Below are 19052 nucleotides of genomic sequence, written 5' to 3'. Positions count from 1 at the left end.
AAATCTGTCCAAGGATCGGGGAGTAGCTCACTGGCTCAGGGCAATCTTGAACGCCGGATCATTGGCGAAGAGCTTATAGAACTCCAACTCCTCCTTTCGCCGCTTCAACATGACGTCCTGAAGAATTTTTTCCAGCGCTAGATCGCGATTATACGGATCAGGGTTTTCCTCGTACTTCTTCGTATAATCTGGATGCGAGCGAATGCTTTCTACCACGTTGATAAACTTGACGCGCTGTTCCTCGGGCGTAGCGCTCCAGCCTTGGAACCATCGTTCATTGAACGTCAGAATAATGACCTCGAGTGGATCCTTCTCCGGTTCGCCGTCACGATAGCCGCGTGGATTGGGGTTCTGGGGCTCGAGTTCCGTGGCGGAAGCATCAAGCTCGACACTGTGGTTCAGCTTGGTGCGCTCAAGGCCGTATGATGACAGATCAACCGCCTCCAGAAGCTCGTCGAGCATGTCCTGATCGGGATCCGTGATCTTCAGCTTCGGCACAAGAAACTTGAGGAACCAGAATAGCTTTTCCCATTCGACAACTTCAAATGGCATGATGGACGCCATCTGACCGTAAAGCCGTTCATATCGGCTTCCGTGTAGGAGACGCCATCCACGACCTTCTCGCCCGAGAACGCAATAAGCGCCTTGAACGGACTCCCCCGATCCGCGAGCAGCTTCGTCACTGCCTTGTAGTAGCGGATTGCCGCCTCAATGTTCTGCGTGACGATCATGCCCTTCGCGCGGCCGTGCAGCTTCTTGGGCGTGACAACATGCTCGACAAAGTGATCGAGCATGATTTCAGCTTTGGTGTTGATCGTCTGCTGACTCCGCTCAACATAGGCCCGCAGCTTCTTCTGTGCCTTTTTCGTGTCAAACAGCGGGTTGTCAGCGATCGACTTCTGGATCTCGTAATAGCTTTTATAGGTCGTGTAGTTGGCGAGGACGTTCAGGATGAAACCTTCCTCGATTGCCTGCTTCATGCTGTAAAGATGGAACGGGGCATAGCTGCCGTCTGCCTGCCGCTCGCCGAACTTTTCCAGCGTCGTATTCTTGGGCGTAGCAGTGAAGGCGAAATACGATGCATTGCCGCGCATCTTTCGTGACTGCATCGCGGCAAGGATCCGGTCCTGCGGATCATCCTCGTCCGGGTCTGCGCCCCCTGCCCCCATCGCGCGGTTCAAGTTGTCATTCGCCGAGCCGCTTTGACCGCTATGGGCCTCGTCAATGATCACGGCAAACCGCTTGTCGCTGAGGTCCGCTATGCCGTCGATGATGAAGGGAAATTTCTGGATCGTCGTGATGATGATCTTCTTGCCGTTCTCCAACGCGAACTTCAGATCGGCCGAGCGCAGAGCCGGGGCGACGATGTTCTTGACCTCGGAGAAGTCCTTAATGTTCTCGCGCAGCTGCTTGTCCAGCAGCCGCCGGTCGGTGACGACGATCACAGTATCGAACAGCGGCTGGTCAACCGCTTTGGCGCCCGGAACGCTTGCGCGCGCCGGATAGGTGTCGATCAGTTGATAAGCCGCCCAGGTGATCGAGTTCGATTTCCCCGAACCTGCCGAGTGCTGGATCAGATAGCTATGCCCGACGCCGGTATCCGCGGCATGGGCCAGCAGGCGCCGCACGACGTTCAGCTGATGATAGCGCGGGAAGATCAGCGTCTTTTTCGCAAGCGGCTCGGTTGTCTTGCCCTCTAACAGGACGAAATGCTGAATGATGCCGGCGAGGCTTTCGCGCGTCAGCACCTCTTCCCACAGATAGGCGGTTTTGTGGCCGTTGGAGTTCGGCGGATTGCCTTCGCCCTCGTTGTGGCCCTTGTTAAACGGCAGGAAGAAGGTTCCCGCCCCCGCCAGCTTGGTAGTCATGAACACTTCGTCGGTGTCCACGGCCATGTGCACCAATGCGCGGCCGAACTGCAGCAGGGGCTGCGAGGCGTCCCGGCCGTCGCGGTATTGCTTTTGCCCATGATAGCGGGCGGTCTGGCCGGTCCAGGCGTTCTTCAATTCAATCGTGATCAGTGGCAGGCCGTTGAGGAAGATGACCATGTCGATCTCTTCCAGCGGATTGATCTGCGAATAGCGCACCTGTCGCGTCACGCTGAAGATATTGGCGGCAAAGTTTTCATGCACCTTGGTGGCGGAGCTGGCCAGCGGCGCGGGACACATCAGCGTGAAAAGCGCGTCGTCGACGGCGAATCCCTTTTTCAGAAGTTGCAGCACGCCGTCTTTTTTCATCAGCCGGTCGAGGCGTTCGATGATCTTGCGCTGCCAGTCCACCGGATTGCGGTCGCGTAGCTTGGCCAGTTCCTTGCCCTGAGTGGCTTCCAGAAACTCCCAGAACAGCTTTGTGTCCAATGCGTACTGCGGGTCGAAATCGCTGGGTAGGCCAAGGCGGAACGGGCCATGACCATCCGGGCGGGGTGTCCGGCAAGGCCTTCGGTCGTCAGGCCGGTCAGGTGCTGCTGGATTGCCTGTTCCAGCGCGACTTCCTTAGTGTTGCTGACCATAATTCCCTCTTACGCGACCTTGATCTTGCCCGTGACCGCCGCGTTGATCAGGCTGGTCTTGTATTCCTTGAGTGCCGCGATCTGCTCTTCCTTGATGGCGATGCCATTATCGATCCTCTCACAGCCAGCCCGGATGTTGGCCGCGATCTCTGCCTGTTCATCAAGTGGCGGAAGGAAAAGGTCTACTTTCGAGAAGTTGTCAAAGTTCAGGTCTTGCCCATCCCGAATAAAGCTTCCGGTAGCCTGAAGTGTCTTGATGTATCGGGGGCTCTTGAACAGGTAGCCGAAGAAATCGGCATTCACTGGCTGCAACGGCTGCAGGATCACGTAGGATGATCGAATGCAGCCTGTCGCGAACGCCCGCTCCAGCCCGCCTTGAAAACTGCGCATGCTGATCACGAAATCATCAATTTCAACATGCTTGCGCTTTTCGAGATTGGTCTGGATCTTGACTACACGTCGTCCAACGAGCTCCTCGAACTCGTCTTGCGGGATCACGCCATAGGATTGCGTTGCCGAAAGCTGGATATCGTTCTTCCGCGCAAGTTCCTTGCGCTGCGTGAAAACATACTTGCTGCGCCGCACCTTCCAATGCGCGGGGATTTGGCCGATCCAGTCGATGCCGCTGTCCTCCATGGGGGCGTCGGGGTTCAGGCCGCGGGTGACGGCCTGCTGGATCAGGATCTGCCGCCGCTCGCGCAGCAGCGCGATCTGCTCTTCCTTGATCCGCACCGCCTCGTCGATCTTGGCACACTTTTCGTCGAGGAAGGATGCGATAGCGCGCTGTTCGGGGATAGGGGGAGCGGAACATGCATCTTCGCAAGATCCGTGGCGTTGATTGCTGGATAAGAGGCACCGACTGAGTTGGCCGTCACCTCATCCACGAAGCGATCATTTCGCAGAAGATAACCGACGAAGCGCGGATTAGCATTCCCGCGAGGCCGGATGACTGCGAAGCCTGTGGAAAATACGAGATCATCTTCGGGACACATGACGGTGGCGACCGCCTTCAAATAGGGGCGAACTGTTGAGAAAACTGTATCCCCACTACGAGCTAGGCGCCTTGCCCGCGACGGTGCCGCAGAGAAATCCTGATCCTCGAAGCTGTATGTATTCGACGCAGAATCGACGCCGGAAATATCAACGTATCGGATAAGCCGATTGCGGTAGGCCCTTTCATCGACGACGTCGTCGTTGAAAGTTGAAAAATCCTGAATGCGCATAACTTCCCAGTTCGCCGGAACTTGTTCTATCCAGTCGACATCAACCGGGGAATAGCCTTCATAAGCCGGATAAGCCGCGATATTCATTCCGCCGGCTCCAGCTTCGTTGCGACCTTCACGCCAAGAATATCCGCGATTAGCCCATCGGCCCGTTCCTCCAACGCCAGAATGTCCCGCGTCACATCTTCAAGGCTGCGCAGCGGCTTGTGGCGATAGAAATATTTGTTGAAGCTGATCTCATAGCCGATCTTCACGCTGTCGAGGTTGATCCACGCCTCCTCGACATGCGGCTTCACCTCAGCCCGGAAATAGCGGTGGATGCTGTCCTTTAGCGGCACGGATTCACTGTCGCGCAGATCGGTGCTGGTCTCGTAGGTCAGCCAGCTGCCATCGGGTTGTGCGTACAGACCGAAATCGCCCAGAGCCTCGACCGGGCAACCAAGCCGCGCGGCCAGATTGGCCAGCTCGGACGGCGTAAGGGTGAAAGACTTGTCGATCACCTTCTCCGCGTCCTCGGCGTACCAGCTGACCGCGTTCAGGATCGCGTTCTTCTCGGTCGCCGACAGCTTGATCTTGCGCGCCTTCATGACCTTGGTCACGCGGTCGCGGAAGGCGTTGAAGCCGGCGGTTTCCTCGGTGCCGACGGCCTGCATCAGCTGGTGCCCGGTTTCCAGAAGATCGCGCAGGCGTCGCCACATGCTGGTGTCGATCAGCTTGCTCCGTTGCTTGGCGTTAAGCGCAATTTCCTGCCCCTCGCACCATGCCTGGATGGCTTTGGCATGGGATTTCAGGAAGCCGGGATCATATACCTGATCACCATGTTCGGCCCACAGATGCTCCATCGGCTCGCGCAGGGTCTTGTCAAAGCGAAGCGGCTCCAACCGTTCGGCACTGAACTGTGCGCGGCGGCGGTCGGGGCGTTCAATGGTGACCTTATGGTAACCGAAATCGGTGTTGTCGAAGATCTGAACCGCGATGTCGGTCGGATCGCCGTTGGCGTCCAGTTCCCGCTCGACCGGCTGGAAAGCCAGATATGCCGCTGTAATCTGTTCGATATGCTCGGGCGAGAATTCGCAGTTCTTGTCGCCGAGGTTCTTGCGCAGCTTGCGGAACATCAGGTTCGCGTCGATCAGCTGCACCTTGCCGCGCCGCGCCTCGGGCTTGGCGTTCGTGACCAGCCAAATGTAGGTGGTAATGCCGGTGTTGTAGAAGAGGTTGTTCGGCAGCTGGATGATGGCGTCCAGCATGTCGTTTTCTATGATGTGACGACGAATGTTAGATTCACCGCTGCCGGCGTCGCCAGTGAACAGGCTGGATCCGTTGTGGACGCTGGCGATGCGCGAGCCGATGACGCTGTTGGCGATGGGCTTCATTTTGCCCACCATCTCCATCAGGAACAGCAGCTGACCATCGCTGGAGCGTGGGGTGGCATCGACGACCTCGGACTTGCCCCAGTAGTCGGTCAGTTCGACCTGAAAGCGCGGGTCGATGACGTCGCCATCTCGTACAATATCTCTCTAATCCGTCTTCCAACTTTTTCAATATGGCGGGTTCGACAGCATGAAGTCGAAACGAATATCAGGGAAGCTGTCCCTCGCCAGCGTAGATCCGGGCTTGATGTTTTCCGGGTTGTTGCCCTTGATCATCATGTCGGATTTGCAGATGGCATAGGTCTCGTCGTTGATTTCCTTGCCGTAGAGGTAGACGTCGCCCGCCGCAGCGATCGGCCCTTCCGGTTCCTTGATGTAGTTCTGCGCTTCAGTCAGCATCCCGCCGCTGCCGCATGCGGGGTCATAGATTGTCATGACGGGCGGCAGCTGACCGCTGATCGGATCGAAAATGAGGTGCGTCATCAGGTGGATCACCTCGCGAGGGGTGAAGTGCTCGCCAGCCTCTTCGTTGTTTTCTTCGTTGAACTTGCGGATCAGTTCTTCGAAGACGTAACCCATGCCAAGGTTCGACAGCCCGGGCATCATGCTGCCGTCCGGATCCTCGAGATCATGCGGCGTCAGGTTGATGAACGGGGAGACGAACTTTTCGAGAACGACATGCAGCACTTCTTTGTTCGCCATGTGCTGCATCTGCTCGAACAGCTTGAAGCGGGTGACAATTTCTTTGACGTTGTCGCTGAAGCCGCGAAGGTACTCATCGACGTTGGCCCGCAGAATTTGGTCATTGTTCGTCGCTGTGGCGTGGAGGCGCTTCAGCGTCCACTTGCTGGTGTTGTAGAACACGTAGCCTGAGGCAGCCATAAGGGGCGCATCGTCAAGTTCCGTCGCCTGCATATCGTCGCGCTGAAACTTGACCTCATCAAGGACCGCGTCCTTGGTCGGCTCGAGCAACGTATCCAAGCGGCGCAGAACGACCATCGGCAGGATGACATCGCGGTATTTGCCCCGCACGTAGACATCTCGCAGACAGTCGTCGGCAATGGACCAGATGAAAGAGATTAGTTTGTTATGGGATGCCTGGTTCATTTCAATGCACTGTCCTGAATATCGCCCGGCATGGTCCAGCGCGGGCGACCGATCATGCAAAGGCAATTTTTGCCGCAAACCTATTGTGTATGTACATCTGACGCAACGACGGATGCGCGAAGGTCTGGATCAGAATTGATCGGCCCACCGCATGGCGCGAGCAGGCATGAGCCCCCGCACCTTCCTACGCCGGTCTCGCGACGCAACCGGCACCACGCAGGGGGATTGGCTGATCGCGGAGCGGGTGGAGGCGGCGAAAGCGCCCCTCTGTGGCAGCCCTCTTGGCAATGAGGCGATCGCATTGGCCGGCGTTCCCCCGCGAATGCCCAGCGGCACCACTGCAGGGCAAAGACTTGGCTATCATCCTCGGCCTATCGGCAGTCAATCATCCCGATCCGAGTGTAGTCTATGGGACATTCCTGCCATTCGCATCCATGTGGCAAGATTACGTGATGAAGACAGCTCAAGGGTGGGAAAGCTGAATGACGGCAGCGCAGCATGGCGCCGCCATCAACCGGATAAAACGGCCAATCGTGCTCTGCGCGGAAGCCTCGCGCTCCTACATTGTCGGAGTAACTCGGTCTAGTAGTCCAAGGCACGAAGCATCATATAAATGCAGCGCCCTTGGTGACACATCGTTCAATGCCACTCTGAGAACTTGGGCGAGCGCGGTGCTGTTTGTAACAGTGAATGTAGCTCCTGAGAAAAACACACTCGGGCAGTCGCCGGTCCGAAGAAATCCCTCCTTTCTTGCCCCCCGTCTTTGGAATGGTCTGAAGCTCGCATTGCAATGAATATCGACTGCATCAGTCGGGATTTCGGAAAGCCGATTCTCGCTTATCGAGCGAAAGGGACAAGGGTCGATGCAGCACAGATCCGTCGACGCCGTTATGCCGGAAGTCGCAACGGCTCGGCGTGTCGCGGCTGGGATGGCGAGGCGCGCTGCCGAAGCGGATTCCGACGCACGACTGTCGCATGAAAGCATTGCGGCCCTGCACGCAGCGGGGCTTCTGGGCCTGACCGCACCCGTCTCGGCCGGTGGTTTGGGCGCGGGCCTCGCGACCGCGGCCGAGGTGATCCACGAAATCGGACGCGCCGATCCTTCCGTCGCGCTGGTCGCAGTTATGCACTACGTCAACATGGCAACGCTGTCGAAGGGGCGTTGGGATCCGTCACTGCTGGCGCAAGTGCTGCGCGGCGGGGCCGAACGGGGCGAGTTGATCAACGCCCTGCGCGTCGAGCCGGAGTTGGGCACCCCGGTTCGCGGCGGACTTCCCGCGACGATTGCCTGCGCCACCGCCGATGGCTGGTGCCTGTCGGGTCGCAAAATCTACTCGACCGGCTGCACCGCAATCCACTGGGGTCTCGTCTGGGCCGCAACCGACGAGGCCGAGCCGAGGGTCGGCCTGTTTCTGGTGCCTATGGCGGCTGAAGGCGTGACGATCCACGAAAGCTGGGACACGCTGGGCCTGCGCGCTTCAGCCAGCCACGACGTGGTCTTCGATAATGTTCAACTGCCGCACGGGGCTGCCGCCGACATCCGCCGCCCCGGAGAATGGGCGCGCGGCGACGATGTGGCGGCCTGGGGCAACCTGCTGATCGCAGCGCTTTATACCGGAGTGGCCGAAGCGGCGCAGGACTGGATCGCGGAGTTTCTCAAGGCTCGGGTGCCCGCGAATCTTGGGAAGCCCCTTTCCGAACTGCCGCGCCAACAGGAGGCGATGGGCGGCATCGCGGCGCGACTTTCAGTGAACCGCCGTCTGATCCGCGCAGCCGCAGCCGAAGTCGATGCCGGAAGCCCCCTGCCCGCCATCGAAAGCAATATCGTAAAGCTGACCGCCACCGAGAACGCCATCGCTGCGGTGGAGGCCGCGACGAAGCTTGCGGGCAATCACGCCATCGCCCGGCGCAATCCACTGGAGCGGCACCTTCGCGACGTGCTTTGCGGACGCATTCACACGCCGCAGGAGGATACCGTGCTGGTCGCCGCCGGGCGGCAGGCTCTGGGCCTTTGAACCGCAAACGATCCTAAGGACGACGCCGACGTGCCGCATCGTCCCAAACCTTTCCGGGCGCCTGCCCGCTTTGTAATGGAGATCCAGATGACCGACAGTGCCCCTTTCGCGAGACCAAACCGCCGCGGCCTGCTGAAGGCCGCAGCCGGTTTTGGCCTAGCCGCCCCCTTCATCGGTGCCGGACTGGGGCTGGGCCTTGGCCGGATCGCCAATGCCCAGTCCGCAGGTGCGCTGACCAAGGTGCGGTTCGCCTCGAACGCCTCGGCGATATGCCTCGCGCCGGTCTTCGTCGCAAAGGACCACGGCATTTTCGAGAAATACGGCCTCGACGTCGAGATCGTGAACTTCGGCGCCTCGACCGAGGCGCTTCTGGAGGCGATCGCGACCGGCAAGGCCGAGGGCGGCGTCGGCATGGCGCTGCGCTGGTTGAAGGCGCTTGAACAGGGGTTCGACGTCAAGGTGACGGCGGGCACCCATGGGGGCTGCTCGCGGCTGGTGACGACCGCCAACACCGGCATCACAGAACTGTCGCAGCTGCGCGGCAAGACTATCGGCGTCACCGACCTTGCGGCACCGGGCAAGAACTTCTTCTCGATCCTGCTGCATAAGGCGAGGATCAATCCGGAGACGGACGTGACGTGGAAGGCGTTTTCCGCCGACGTGCTGGAGATCGCCGCCGATCGCGGCGAGATCGACGCCATTGCCGACGGCGACCCCAAGGCCTTCTTCTGGCTGCGCGACCAGCCCGAGAAATACGTCCAGATCGCATCGAACCTCGACCACGGGTTCGAGAACCGCGTCTGCTGCATCGCGGGCCTCAGCGGCGAGCTGGTCCGTGAACGCCCCGAAACGGCGCAGGCTCTGACCCGCGCGCTGCTGGAGGCGCAGGACTGGACGGTGGCCAAGCCCGAGGACGCCGCACGCGCGTTCCTGCCCCAAGCCCCGCGCGGCCGCTCCATCGAGGATTTGGTTGCTGTGCTTCAGGACCAGACGCACGACCACACCCCCACTGGCGTAAGCCTGCGTGACGAAATCGCGCTTTATGCCGAGGAGCTGCGCGAAATCAACGTCTTCCGCCGCTCGACCGATCCGCAGGGATTTGCCGATCGGGTCTACGCCGACGTGCTGAGCACATGAGGAGGTCGCGATGACGACAACAGAAACCACCCTCCGTCTGGATGTCGGCCCCGTCACCGCGCTGCAGCCCGTCACCCTCCTGGCCGCCCTTGGCTGGTTCGGGGCGGCGGCGCTGCTTTCGTGGTGGCCCGATCTGACGTTCCAACCCCTTGTGCGTGAGCTGTCGCTGACATGGGCCGCCTTGGGCGCGGTCGTGGGCTTGTTCGGGCTGTTCGGCGGGCGGCTTGGGCGGGCCGGCGCATGGACGCAGCTTCGTGGGCCGTGGCTTTTCGCCATCGCGGTCGCGACCGTCGTCTGGACGGTGCTGACTGCCAAAACCGGAATCTTGCCGCAACCCTTCTTCCCCACGCCTCAGGCCATGTTCGAGGTATTCCTCTACGACTGGCCCAAGATGCTCCACAGCGCCTGGTTCTCGGTGCTGCTGCTGGGTCAGGGGTTCCTCTGGGGCGCTGCGGCGGGTTTTTCCATCGGCATCGCGATGGGCTGGTCGCGGGCGTTCAGCTACTGGTCGGTCCCGCTTCTGCGCTATATCGGGCCGCTTCCCGCCACCGCATGGTTGCCGCTGGCGTTCTTCATCTTTCCGACCTCGGGATCGGCCAGCGTTTTCCTGATCGCCTTTTCCACCGCCTTTCCGGTCGCAGTGCTGACATGGTCGGGCGTCGCGGCGGTGAACCGCGATTACTACGAGATCGCCCGCACGCTTGGCGCAAGCCCGCGCTTCCTGATCCTGAAGGTCGCGATTCCGGCGGCATTGCCGCATGTTTTCGTCGGTCTGTTCATGGGCCTGTCCACATCCTTTGCCGTCCTTGTCGTGGCCGAGATGCTGGGCGTCGAGGCAGGACTCGGCTGGTATCTGCAATGGGCGCAGGGCTGGGCCGCCTATGCCAACATGTATGGCGCGCTGTTCGTGATGGCCGCGATGTGTTCGGGGCTGATCACGCTGCTGTTCCGCATCCGCGACCGAGTTCTTGTCTGGCAAAAAGGAGTCGTAAGATGGTAGCCGCCGCACTTCAGACCGTTCCCGAAGCGGGCCGCAGCATCGCGGTCGACGCGGTCAGCCACCGCTTCGATCTGGAGGGCAAACCGCTGCCCGTGCTCGACGACGTTTCGTTCGATATCGAACCGGGTGCCTTCGTCGCCCTCCTTGGCCCTTCGGGTTGCGGAAAGTCCACGTTGCTGCGGCTTGTGGCCGGGCTTGATCATCCCGTGGCAGGGTCGATCAAGGTGGACGGGGCCAAGGTTGGCGATCCTGATCCGTCCCGCATCCTCGTGTTTCAGGATCCGACCCTTTTCCCCTGGCGCACGGTGCGCGCGAATGTGGCACTGGGGTTGGAAGCACAGGGTATCCTGAAGACCGAAGGGCGTCGGGTTGACGCAGCGATCCGCATGGTCGGGCTGGAAGGGTTCGACAAGGCTTATCCACATCAGCTTTCTGGCGGCATGGCGCAGCGAGTGGCGCTTGCCCGCGCATTGGTCAACCGCCCGAACCTGCTGCTGCTTGACGAGCCGCTGGGCAAGCTGGACTCGCTGACACGGCTGGCGATGCAGGCCGAGCTGGTCTCGCTCTGGCAACAGACCGGACTGACGGCGGTGCTGGTGACGCATGACGTCGAAGAGGCGATATTCCTCGCGCAGCGTGTCATCGTCTTTGGCCCGCGCCCCGCCCGCATCGTCGCCGATCTGCCTGTCGATCTGCCCTATCCCCGGCATCGGGGCGATCCGCAGCTGGCCGATCTGCGCCGTCAGGCACTGGGGCATCTGGGCCTCGAAGCAAGCTGGTGAATTCTCTCCAAGGTAACAAGATGATCCTCAGACTCTCCCTTCTCACCCTCGTCGCGCTGCCCGCGCAGGCCCATGTCCATACCGATCCGATCGAAGTCACCGCCGGCACACAGGTGGAGATTGCGCTGGAGATCGGGCACGGCTGCGCAGGCGCGCCCACTACGGGCCTGCGCCTTGGCGTGCCTTTCGGGTTGCAGGGCGTCACGCCGGTGGCTCCGGACGGCTGGACCGCCACCGCCTCGGCGACCGAGATCGCCTGGACCGGCGGCATCCTGAACGATCGCGACCACGGTGCCTTCACCATAAGCGCGACCGTCGCGCCCGACGCACCCGATCCGCTTCTGCTGCCGGTCATCCAGATTTGCGGCGATGCCGAGCACCGCTGGATAGAGACCGATGAAAACGCAGGCAGCCCCGCGCCGCGCGTTCGGGTGCTTGCCCCCTGATGACTTCGATCTTTAGATGCGCGATCCTGCTGTTGGTGCTGTGCAGCGGGGCTGCCCATGGCCACGCCGCGCTGATGGAGACGGATCCAGCAGATGGCGCAATCCTCGACGCGGGCCCCGATGCGGTCAACCTGCACTTCGACAGCCCCGTCCGGCCGCTAGTCGCGCGAGTGACAAAGCCGGACGGCACCACCCACACGCTGCCTGCAGCCACCCTCCAAGGCAATGCCGTCAGTTGGGCACTTCGCCCGTTACAGCAGCAGGGAAGCCACCTCATATCCTGGCGCGTCACCGCCGAGGATGGGCATCCCCTGGCAGGCGGAACGCTATTTTCGATCGGTGCGCCGTCGCAGATCCGGCCGGTGGAAACAGCCGCGCCGCTGCCGACCCGCCTTCTGCTTTGGGCGGCGCGCAGCATCCTTCTGTCCGCCCTGCTGGTGGGGGCGGGAGCGGCGGCCTTCGGGCTGCTCGCACGTTCTGCGCGGAACATTACGAATGGCGCTGCGGCGGTGGGGCTCGTGGCGCTGCCGGTCGTGGCGCTGACGCAGGGGCTTGAACTGCTGGGCTTGCCGCTTTCGGCAGTTGCCACCGCCGCACCGTGGCGCGAGGCGGTGACCGGCCCCTCGGCACTTGCCCTGCTGCTTGCAGGCGCGACATTCGCCGCTCTTCTCTTTGCCCGCCATCGCGCGATGGTCATTCTGGCACTGCTTGCCACGACCGCCTCGGCCGCCGTGGCGGGCCATGCCGCGACTGCGCCGCCGCAGATGTTGATGCGACCTGCGATCGCATTGCACGTCTTGGCTGCGGCACTGTGGATCGGGGCGCTTCCGGTTCTGGCCATTGCTTTGCGCACGGGAGGCGGCGCGGCGGCGCTGAGGCGCTTTTCGCAGATGATCCCTTGGGGGCTGGGGGTGCTGCTGGCCAGCGGCTGCGCCATTGCCGTGGTGCAAGTTGAACAACCGGCGGCACTTTGGGCGACCGCCTATGGCCGCGTGTTGCTGGCCAAGCTGACGCTGGTTGCGGCGCTTCTTGCGCTTGCCCTATGGAACCGCCATCGGCTGACGGGGCTGGCGATGATCGGTCGCCACGGCCCGCTTGTCCGCAGCATCGGCGCCGAACTGGTGCTGGCGGTGCTGATCGTGGGCACCCTCGCATCATGGCGTTTCACCCCACCCCCGCGCAGCCTGATCCCCCCGCCGGCGGAGTTGCGCCAGCCGCTTGCCTCGGGCGCCATCACGGGCACGTTGGTGCTGAACTCCGATCGCGCCGGACCCGTTGCCGCGCGGCTGGAGGACCTTCGCCTTGACGGTGCGCCGCTGTCGCCGCTTGCCGCAGAGGTCACGTTCGCAAAACCTGCCTACGGGCTGGGCCCCCTCGCGCGCCGCGTGGAGGGCGACGGCAGCACCACCGTGGAGGCCGGCACCTTCGTGCTGCCGATGGACGGGTTCTGGGTGCTGACCGTCATGCTGACCATCAGCGACTTCCGCGCCGAGAAAATCATGGACATCGTGACCTTGGCCCCTTCCCGTCCGTAAAGATGATTTTCCGCGCCTTTTCCTCGCAAGGCGAGGATGCCCGCGGAGGAGGGTCCTTCCGCGTTGCAACTTCGCAATATCAGTCTTGGCCGTTCATTCTGCCGCGATTACATGATCCTCACCCGCGAGGGCCCGCACGCGGGGGATCAGGTCACGGCCATAGACGAAGGCATCCTCCAGCGGATCGAAGCCGCGGATCAGGAAGGTGTCAATGCCGATGCGGTGGTAATCCATCATCGCCTCAGCCACCTGATCGGCCGTGCCTACAAGCGAGGTGGAATTGCCCGCGGCGCCGGTCAGCTTCGCCATTCCGGTCCAGAGCCTTTTGTCGAGGCGCGCGCCTTTATCCGCCGCCGCCAGCAACCGGCGCGAGCCTTCGTTCGGGGGCGTTGCGCTTCCGCCGGTGGAGATGTGGCGCGTAGCGCCGTCCTGCCGCAGTTCGGTCGCGCGGGCCAGAAGACGCTCGGCCTTGGCCCACGCCGCGTCCTCGGTTTCGGCAAGGATCGGGCGCAGCGACAGGCTGAAGCGCGGGCGGCGTCCGTGGGGCGCGGCGGCGGCGCGGACGGCGGCGATGGTTTCTGCCACCTGCTCCAGCGTCTCGCCCCAAAGGGCATAGGTGTCGGCATGCTTGCCCGCGACCGCGAGCGCCGCAGCGGAGGAGCCGCCGAAGAATACCGGCAGGTTGCGCGGCTGCACCTCGGACCGTGCGCCCGATACGCGGTAGTATTGGCCGGTATAGTCGAACGGTTCTTCCGCCTGCCATTGCTGCCGCAGGATATCGATATATTCCGAGGCACGGGCATAGCGTTCGTCCTTGCCCAGCCAGTCACCGTCGCGTGCCATCTCGGCATCCGCCGCGCCGGTGATGATGTGGACGGCCACGCGCCCGTCGGTCAGATGATCCAGCGTGGCAAGCTGCCGCGCCGCAAGCGTCGGCGCCACGAAACCGGGGCGGTGCGCCAGCAAAAAGCCCAGCCGCGAGGTCACGCTGGCCGCATATTGGCCGACCAGCAGGCTTTCGGGCGAATGCGAATGGAAGGCCAGCAGAACGCGGTCGAAACCGCCATTTTCGTGGATGGCGGCGGCGGCCCGGATATGTTCGCGGTCGATGACGGGGCCATGATACGGGATGGTTTCGGAGCCGTTTCGGTTGCCGATATAGCCGATGAATTCGATGGTCATGCGGGGCTCCTCAAAAGGTGATCCATTCGGGATCGTCGGTGATGTCCAGATCGGGCAGGTTGACCACGACTTCCTCGGTCCCGCTGCGCACCAGCGCGCAATGCAGATCCTCGGTGTCCGAGGCGTTCAGCTCCTGATGCGGCATGTAGGGGGGCACCAGCAGGAACGATCCCGCCTCGACCCTGGTGATGAACTCCAGCCGTTCGCCCCACCGCATCAGCGCGGTGCCGGACACGACATAAATGATGCTTTCCAGCGGCCCGTGATGGTGGGCGCCGGTGATCTCGCCCGGGCGGATGTGGTTGGTGCCGGCCCAGAGCGCCGAGGAGCCCGTGCGGGCGCCGGAAATGGCGACCTGCCGGTTCATGCCTTTGGTTTCCGGCGTTCCGGTATCGCGCGCGCGGGGGGCGATCACACGGATGCCCTCGGTTTTCCAGTTCTTTGCGATGGGGGTCTGTTCGGTCATCTGTTATCCTTTCAGTGATGCACACCCAGCCAGTCGAGGAACCGACCACGGAGACGCGCGATTGCGGGGTCGGCCACGTCGCGCGGACGCGGCAGGTCGATGCGATGCTCATGGGCGATGACGCCGTCCTTCATGACCAGCACGCGGTCGGCAAGCAGCGCGGCTTCCTCGACATCATGGGTCACCAGAAGGACCGCGCAACCGTGGCGCTGCCACAGTTCGGCGACCAGCGCCTGTGCCTTGATGCGGGTAAGCGCGTCGAGTGCCGCAAAGGGTTCGTCCAGCAGCAGAAGCTCGGGCTCGCGCACCAGCGCGCGGGCAAGGGATGCCCGCTGCGCCTCACCGCCCGACAACACCTTGGGCCAGACATCGGCGCGGTGGGAAAGGCCGACCTCGGCCAGCGCGCGTTCGGCAAGCTGGCGGTCGGCTCGGGGCAGACCTAGCGTCACGTTGCGCCAGACCTTCTTCCACGGCATCAGGCGGGGCGCCTGAAATGCCACGGCGCGGCGGGCGGGCACCTCGACCTCGCCATCGAAATCGCGGTCAAGATCGCCGAGGATGCGCAGCAGCGTCGATTTCCCGCAGCCAGAGGCACCCAACAGCACCACGAACTCGCCCGCAGCGATGGACAGGTCCAGCCCCTCGATCACACGGCGACCGTCGAAGGTGCGGTTCAGTCTGGTGATGCGAACAGCATCGGGGATGGCTTGGGTTATGTTCCGGTGAACGAGGGACGCCATGCAAGAAGGCTCCTTTCCAACAGGCGGACGATGAAGTCCACGGCCAGCCCCAAAAGGGCGTAAACGACAAGACAGACGACGATGACGTCTGTCTGGAAGAACTCGCGCGCGGTGGCCATCAGATAGCCGATGCCAGCGGTCGCGTTGATCTGTTCGCCGAAGACCAGCGCCAGCCACGCGACGCCCAAGGCGTAACGGAAACCGACCAGCGCATTCGGCAACGCCCCCGGCAGGATGACATGGCGCACTAGCGCGGCGCGGCCCATGCCCAACGTCCGCGCCGCTTCGACCAGCGTCTGGTCGACGCCGCGGATGCCTGCGTAAACGTTGATATACAGCGGAAAGGCGGTGGCCAGCGCGATAAGGGCGATCTTCGGCGCCTCGCCGATGCCCAGCCAGATGATCAGCAGCGGGATCAGCGCGACGTTGGGAACGGTGCGCAGCATCTGCATCGGCGCATCGACCAGATCCTCGCCCAGCCGTGTCAGGCCTGCGGTGACGGCCAGCAACACGCCGATGCCGCCGCCAATCGCCAGCCCTGCCAGCACCCGCTGCAGCGAGACAGCGATCGCGGCCTGAAGCTCTCCCGTCCCGATCAACCCTGCGGCGCTGCCGACGACGGTAGAGGGCGCGGCTAGAACCTCGGCGGGCAGAACGCCGGTCATGGACGCCAGTTGCCAAAGTGCCAGCAGCAGCACAGGCCCTATGGCGCGCCGCAATCCGCGTGCTGCGCCATGGCGGGTGCCTGCGGGCCGCAGCCGCACCAGATCCGGCGCGGGGCGGAATGGGGTCATCAGCGTCATTGCGACACCTCCAGCGGCTCCCGCTCGACAAAGGATGCGAGGTCCAGATCGCCCTGCAGCACGTTTGCCTCGACCCATGTGTCGAAGACCTGCTGAAGATCGGCTGCCAGTTTGTCGTCAAGCGGTCGGCGTTCGTAGGAGGTCTGTTCCTCGAACATCGGCTCCACGACCTCGGCATCCTGCTTGGTGAAGCCGCTGTAGAAGGCGATGAAATCCTCGTGGTTGTCGCGCGACCATGCATAGGCACGCTCCATCCGGTCCGCATAATCCGCAATGGCTGCGCGGCGCGCGGGGTCTGCCAAGGCGTCTTCGGTTGCGGCATAGACGGAATAACCGCTGTTGATGCCCTCGCCGTCGATCAGCTTCCTCGCACCAAGAACACCCGTCGTCCGCGCCGTATAGATGCCCCATGTGCCCCACGCGTCGATGCTGCCCGCCTGAAACGCGGCCGAGGCATCGGTGGGCGCAAGGAAGGCCAGCGTGACTTCGGATGGATCAATCCCCGCCTGGCTCAACGCACCCAGAACCAGATAATGCGAAACGCTGCCCCGCGTGGTGGGCGAGATGGTCTTGCCGCGCAGATCCGCGACGGATTGGATATCGCTGTCCTTCGGAACAATGATCGACGTGCCGCGACCGCCGTTGTTGAAGGCCGCCGCGATCTTGACGGGCGACCCGCCCGCAATGGCCGCCACCGCAGGCGAATCCGCCGACGAGCCAACATCGATTGCCCCCGCCTTCAGCGCCTCGTGCAGGTTGACCGCCGCCGGATAGACCGACCATTCGATGCGGTAAGGAACGTCGTCCAGCAGACCCGCGGCTTCCAGACGGGCACGTTCGGCACCGACCTGATCACCCACCCGCAGCACCACGTCCTGCGCGTGCAGCGGAGCGGCCGCAAGGGTCGACACGGCCATCATCAGGGCTGCAAATCGTCTGCGTGAAAGCGTGGTGGTCATCATGGTTGCTCCATTCAATCTCCATCACGACCATAGCACTCGGGATTTTTCGTCGCGTTTCAAAGCGACGCTGCCAAGGGGAATAAAGCTTCTGCAAGAGCAGGCCTCAGAGAAGGGAATACTTTATCTCGAGCCTCGACCCTGCTGGCGATGGAAGCCGGTATTCAAATGAACCAATGGTCCGAATGCGATCAACGATGCAATTCATGCACTGTGATCTCGACCGCCCAGCGGATGGCAGAGATGTCATATCTAAACGCAAGTCAGGTTTTCTTCTGCGGTATCAACGGCGGTCTGCTTTCCGGGATGCCGCGATGCGGCACATCGGGAGCCTGACCGCCGGGCGTAGGCCGAAAAACGCTTGCTTCAGATCGCAGCTGGCGAACAGGATGCGAATGGTGGCTAAGGGCTCGACGCGACGAGGATGTCTTGTCGTGCTATCATAACCCAGCATCATTCCGAAAGGCGGGCGGGAGCGGTGGATCGGAAGGCACTGCCATGTCCACCGAACTCGTTACCACTCCTCTTCCACCACAACGCATCGCCTGGAACAAGGGACGCATCGTCGGCCAGAAGCGACCGCAGCAGCCGAAGCACGTCTGGTCCATCCGCATCAGGCTGGAGATGTCCGGCGACCTCCGGGATCTTGCGCTGTTCAACATGGCGATCGACAGCAAACTGCGGGGCTGCGATCTGGTCCGCCTGCAGGTGCGCGATGTCTTCGCTGCGGGACAGGTCCGCGAACGGGCGTCGGTTGTTCAACAGAAGACCGGACGGCCTGTAAGGTTCGAGATCACTGAGACGACCCGCACCTGCCTCAAGCAGTGGATCGCCAGTCCGTCGATGAACGGCATGCAGTATCTCTGGCCCAGCCGGTTCCACGACCGACCGCATATGTCGACAAGGCAGTATGCCCGCCTGCTTCGTGAGTGGGTCAGTTCGATCGGATTGGAAGTCAGCAGCTATGGCACACACTCCATGCGGCGGACCAAGGTCGCGCAGATATATAAGAAAACCGGCAACCTCCGGGCGGTGCAACTGCTCCTTGGACATACGAAGATGGACAGCACCGTTCGATACCTTGGGATCGAGGTGGATGACACGCTGGCCATCTCAGAGGCCATCGATCTTTGATCGCCGAAGGCGGACCCAACGATCGACATATTCGGAGGGCCGCCGTCCTGGGCGGCCCGTGGGACATTCCCGCCATTCGCTGCACCGCAGAAGTAGCCTTGCTCTTGCATCGGTTTCATGGCAAGTTTGGAAGCCGAGTGTCGCAGCGCCGCCCCGAAGATGCAGCTCCGATGAATGTAGCAGACTGCGCTCGGGCTGGATAACATGGCCGACAATTTCGCCGCCTCATTGCCCCGAGGATGCGATGGCCTAGGTATGTATAACCTGCCGAGTATGCTCTCGGGAGAATAATGGAGGAGCCCATAATGGCCCCCACCTCAAAAATTGCCAATATTGCGACTGCTACACGTGCCAAGCCAACGTCAAGCATACACCACGGGTCGATCTTCGATCTGGACTATGGTTCCGCCGGGAAGGGCCTTCTTACCCGCCATCCAAGCCCGCCACCTGCTTATCAGCCAATTCGTAAAGCAGCGGCGCCCGATACGTTGTCCCTGAAAGATCACAGGCTGGCAATGTGGGGTGATTTACTCCGCAAGCCTGCAAAATGAAGATAATAAGCTAAACTTCCTGTTTAAGATCAGGCATATAGTGCATCTTGCGCAGGGCACTATCTCCAATTGTCCATCGGTTGGAGAGCAGTG

At 62.1% G+C, this 19052-nt stretch carries 17 protein-coding genes and 1 pseudogene; 8 read left to right on the top strand and 10 right to left on the bottom strand.

What is annotated here, in order from left to right; all coding sequences use genetic code 11:
* Positions 1-27: 27 nt before the first annotated feature.
* From E2K76_RS20635 to E2K76_RS20845, 5 genes and pseudogenes are all read right to left on the bottom strand, one after another.
* Positions 28-552, bottom strand: coding sequence for a hypothetical protein (locus E2K76_RS20635; protein ID WP_220432240.1), 525 nt, complete (start codon positions 550-552; stop codon positions 28-30).
* Entirely contained in the window at positions 486-2357 is a 1872-nt protein-coding gene (locus tag E2K76_RS13330; RefSeq protein WP_220432239.1) for a type I restriction endonuclease subunit R, read from the bottom strand. The genes E2K76_RS20635 and E2K76_RS13330 overlap by 67 nt, the downstream gene beginning before the upstream one ends.
* Before the next feature lie 161 nt (positions 2358-2518).
* Positions 2519-3241, bottom strand: a complete 723-nt coding sequence (locus E2K76_RS13325; protein ID WP_136684841.1) for a restriction endonuclease subunit S — start codon at positions 3239-3241, stop codon at positions 2519-2521.
* On the bottom strand, positions 3187-3819 hold the full coding sequence (locus E2K76_RS13320; protein ID WP_136684840.1) for a restriction endonuclease subunit S: 633 nt from the start codon (positions 3817-3819) through the stop codon (positions 3187-3189). The genes E2K76_RS13325 and E2K76_RS13320 overlap by 55 nt, the downstream gene beginning before the upstream one ends.
* A pseudogene (locus E2K76_RS20845) lies at positions 3816-6209 on the bottom strand (type I restriction-modification system subunit M). Before E2K76_RS20845 ends, E2K76_RS13320 begins: the two are co-directional and overlap by 4 nt.
* A gap of 863 nt (positions 6210-7072) precedes the next feature.
* Here E2K76_RS20845 and E2K76_RS13310 point away from each other — a divergent pair.
* From E2K76_RS13310 to E2K76_RS13285, 6 genes are all read left to right on the top strand, one after another.
* Positions 7073-8224, top strand: coding sequence for an acyl-CoA dehydrogenase family protein (locus tag E2K76_RS13310; protein WP_136684839.1), 1152 nt, complete (start codon positions 7073-7075; stop codon positions 8222-8224).
* An 87-nt stretch (positions 8225-8311) separates the two neighbouring features.
* Entirely contained in the window at positions 8312-9361 is a 1050-nt protein-coding gene (locus E2K76_RS13305; RefSeq protein ID WP_136684838.1) for an ABC transporter substrate-binding protein, read from the top strand.
* A 10-nt stretch (positions 9362-9371) separates the two neighbouring features.
* Positions 9372-10361: an ABC transporter permease gene (locus E2K76_RS13300; RefSeq protein WP_136684837.1), complete on the top strand. Its 990-nt coding sequence runs from the start codon at positions 9372-9374 to the stop codon at positions 10359-10361.
* The gene (locus E2K76_RS13295) at positions 10355-11143 is read left to right on the top strand and encodes an ABC transporter ATP-binding protein (RefSeq protein ID WP_136684836.1); all 789 of its coding nucleotides are present in this window, start codon (positions 10355-10357) and stop codon (positions 11141-11143) included. Before E2K76_RS13300 ends, E2K76_RS13295 begins: the two co-directional genes overlap by 7 nt.
* A 20-nt stretch (positions 11144-11163) precedes the next feature.
* Positions 11164-11589 carry a DUF1775 domain-containing protein gene (locus E2K76_RS13290; RefSeq protein ID WP_136684834.1) on the top strand — a complete coding sequence of 142 codons (426 nt, stop codon included), beginning with the start codon at positions 11164-11166 and terminating at the stop codon, positions 11587-11589.
* Positions 11589-13124: a copper resistance CopC/CopD family protein gene (locus tag E2K76_RS13285; protein ID WP_136684832.1), complete on the top strand. Its 1536-nt coding sequence runs from the start codon at positions 11589-11591 to the stop codon at positions 13122-13124. The genes E2K76_RS13290 and E2K76_RS13285 overlap by 1 nt, the downstream gene beginning before the upstream one ends.
* Positions 13125-13217: 93 nt before the next feature.
* On the opposite strand, the gene E2K76_RS13280 is transcribed toward E2K76_RS13285, so the two are convergent.
* The 5 genes from E2K76_RS13280 to E2K76_RS13260 are packed head-to-tail and all read right to left on the bottom strand — an operon-like array spanning position 13218 to position 17277.
* Entirely contained in the window at positions 13218-14306 is a 1089-nt protein-coding gene (locus tag E2K76_RS13280) for an LLM class flavin-dependent oxidoreductase (protein WP_136684830.1), read from the bottom strand.
* Positions 14307-14316: 10 nt separating this feature from the next.
* A complete protein-coding gene (locus E2K76_RS13275; RefSeq protein WP_136684828.1) occupies positions 14317-14772 on the bottom strand; it encodes a cupin domain-containing protein in 456 nt (151 codons plus the stop codon).
* An 11-nt stretch (positions 14773-14783) separates the two neighbouring features.
* Positions 14784-15512: an ABC transporter ATP-binding protein gene (locus E2K76_RS13270; RefSeq protein ID WP_136684827.1), complete on the bottom strand. Its 729-nt coding sequence runs from the start codon at positions 15510-15512 to the stop codon at positions 14784-14786.
* Entirely contained in the window at positions 15485-16315 is an 831-nt protein-coding gene (locus tag E2K76_RS13265; protein ID WP_220432236.1) for an ABC transporter permease subunit, read from the bottom strand. Before E2K76_RS13265 ends, E2K76_RS13270 begins: the two co-directional genes overlap by 28 nt.
* Positions 16312-17277 carry an ABC transporter substrate-binding protein gene (locus E2K76_RS13260; protein WP_136684824.1) on the bottom strand — a complete coding sequence of 322 codons (966 nt, stop codon included), beginning with the start codon at positions 17275-17277 and terminating at the stop codon, positions 16312-16314. The genes E2K76_RS13265 and E2K76_RS13260 overlap by 4 nt, the downstream gene beginning before the upstream one ends.
* Positions 17278-17772: 495 nt before the next feature.
* On the opposite strand from E2K76_RS13260, the gene E2K76_RS13255 reads away from it, so the two are divergent.
* Together E2K76_RS13255 and E2K76_RS13250 are read left to right on the top strand one after the other, a co-directional pair.
* A complete protein-coding gene (locus E2K76_RS13255) occupies positions 17773-18408 on the top strand; it encodes a tyrosine-type recombinase/integrase (protein ID WP_136684822.1) in 636 nt (211 codons plus the stop codon).
* Between the two features lie 305 nt (positions 18409-18713).
* Positions 18714-18959 (top strand): hypothetical protein, encoded by a 246-nt coding sequence (locus tag E2K76_RS13250; RefSeq protein WP_136684820.1) that lies wholly within the window; start codon positions 18714-18716, stop codon positions 18957-18959.
* The last annotated feature ends 93 nt before the right edge of the window (positions 18960-19052 follow it).

The organism is Falsirhodobacter xinxiangensis, assembly GCF_004959935.1.
In the GTDB taxonomy this organism is placed as follows: Bacteria; Pseudomonadota; Alphaproteobacteria; order Rhodobacterales; family Rhodobacteraceae; genus Falsirhodobacter; species Falsirhodobacter xinxiangensis.
Note: the sequence above shows the minus strand (reverse complement) of the source record. Positions and strands in the feature narration are given on the sequence as shown.

Coding starts and splice junctions, on each gene's coding strand:
- E2K76_RS20635 (WP_220432240.1), bottom strand. CDS start 552: ATGCCATTTGAAGTTGTCGAATGGGAAAAGCTATTCTGGTTCCTCAAG.
- E2K76_RS13320 (WP_136684840.1), bottom strand. CDS start 3,819: ATGAATATCGCGGCTTATCCGGCTTATGAAGGCTATTCCCCGGTTGAT.
- E2K76_RS13310 (WP_136684839.1), top strand. CDS start 7,073: ATGCAGCACAGATCCGTCGACGCCGTTATGCCGGAAGTCGCAACGGCT.
- E2K76_RS13305 (WP_136684838.1), top strand. CDS start 8,312: ATGACCGACAGTGCCCCTTTCGCGAGACCAAACCGCCGCGGCCTGCTG.
- E2K76_RS13300 (WP_136684837.1), top strand. CDS start 9,372: ATGACGACAACAGAAACCACCCTCCGTCTGGATGTCGGCCCCGTCACC.
- E2K76_RS13295 (WP_136684836.1), top strand. CDS start 10,355: ATGGTAGCCGCCGCACTTCAGACCGTTCCCGAAGCGGGCCGCAGCATC.
- E2K76_RS13290 (WP_136684834.1), top strand. CDS start 11,164: ATGATCCTCAGACTCTCCCTTCTCACCCTCGTCGCGCTGCCCGCGCAG.
- E2K76_RS13285 (WP_136684832.1), top strand. CDS start 11,589: ATGACTTCGATCTTTAGATGCGCGATCCTGCTGTTGGTGCTGTGCAGC.
- E2K76_RS13280 (WP_136684830.1), bottom strand. CDS start 14,306: ATGACCATCGAATTCATCGGCTATATCGGCAACCGAAACGGCTCCGAA.
- E2K76_RS13275 (WP_136684828.1), bottom strand. CDS start 14,772: ATGACCGAACAGACCCCCATCGCAAAGAACTGGAAAACCGAGGGCATC.
- E2K76_RS13270 (WP_136684827.1), bottom strand. CDS start 15,512: ATGGCGTCCCTCGTTCACCGGAACATAACCCAAGCCATCCCCGATGCT.
- E2K76_RS13265 (WP_220432236.1), bottom strand. CDS start 16,315: ATGACGCTGATGACCCCATTCCGCCCCGCGCCGGATCTGGTGCGGCTG.
- E2K76_RS13260 (WP_136684824.1), bottom strand. CDS start 17,277: ATGATGACCACCACGCTTTCACGCAGACGATTTGCAGCCCTGATGATG.
- E2K76_RS13255 (WP_136684822.1), top strand. CDS start 17,773: ATGTCCACCGAACTCGTTACCACTCCTCTTCCACCACAACGCATCGCC.
- E2K76_RS13250 (WP_136684820.1), top strand. CDS start 18,714: ATGGCCCCCACCTCAAAAATTGCCAATATTGCGACTGCTACACGTGCC.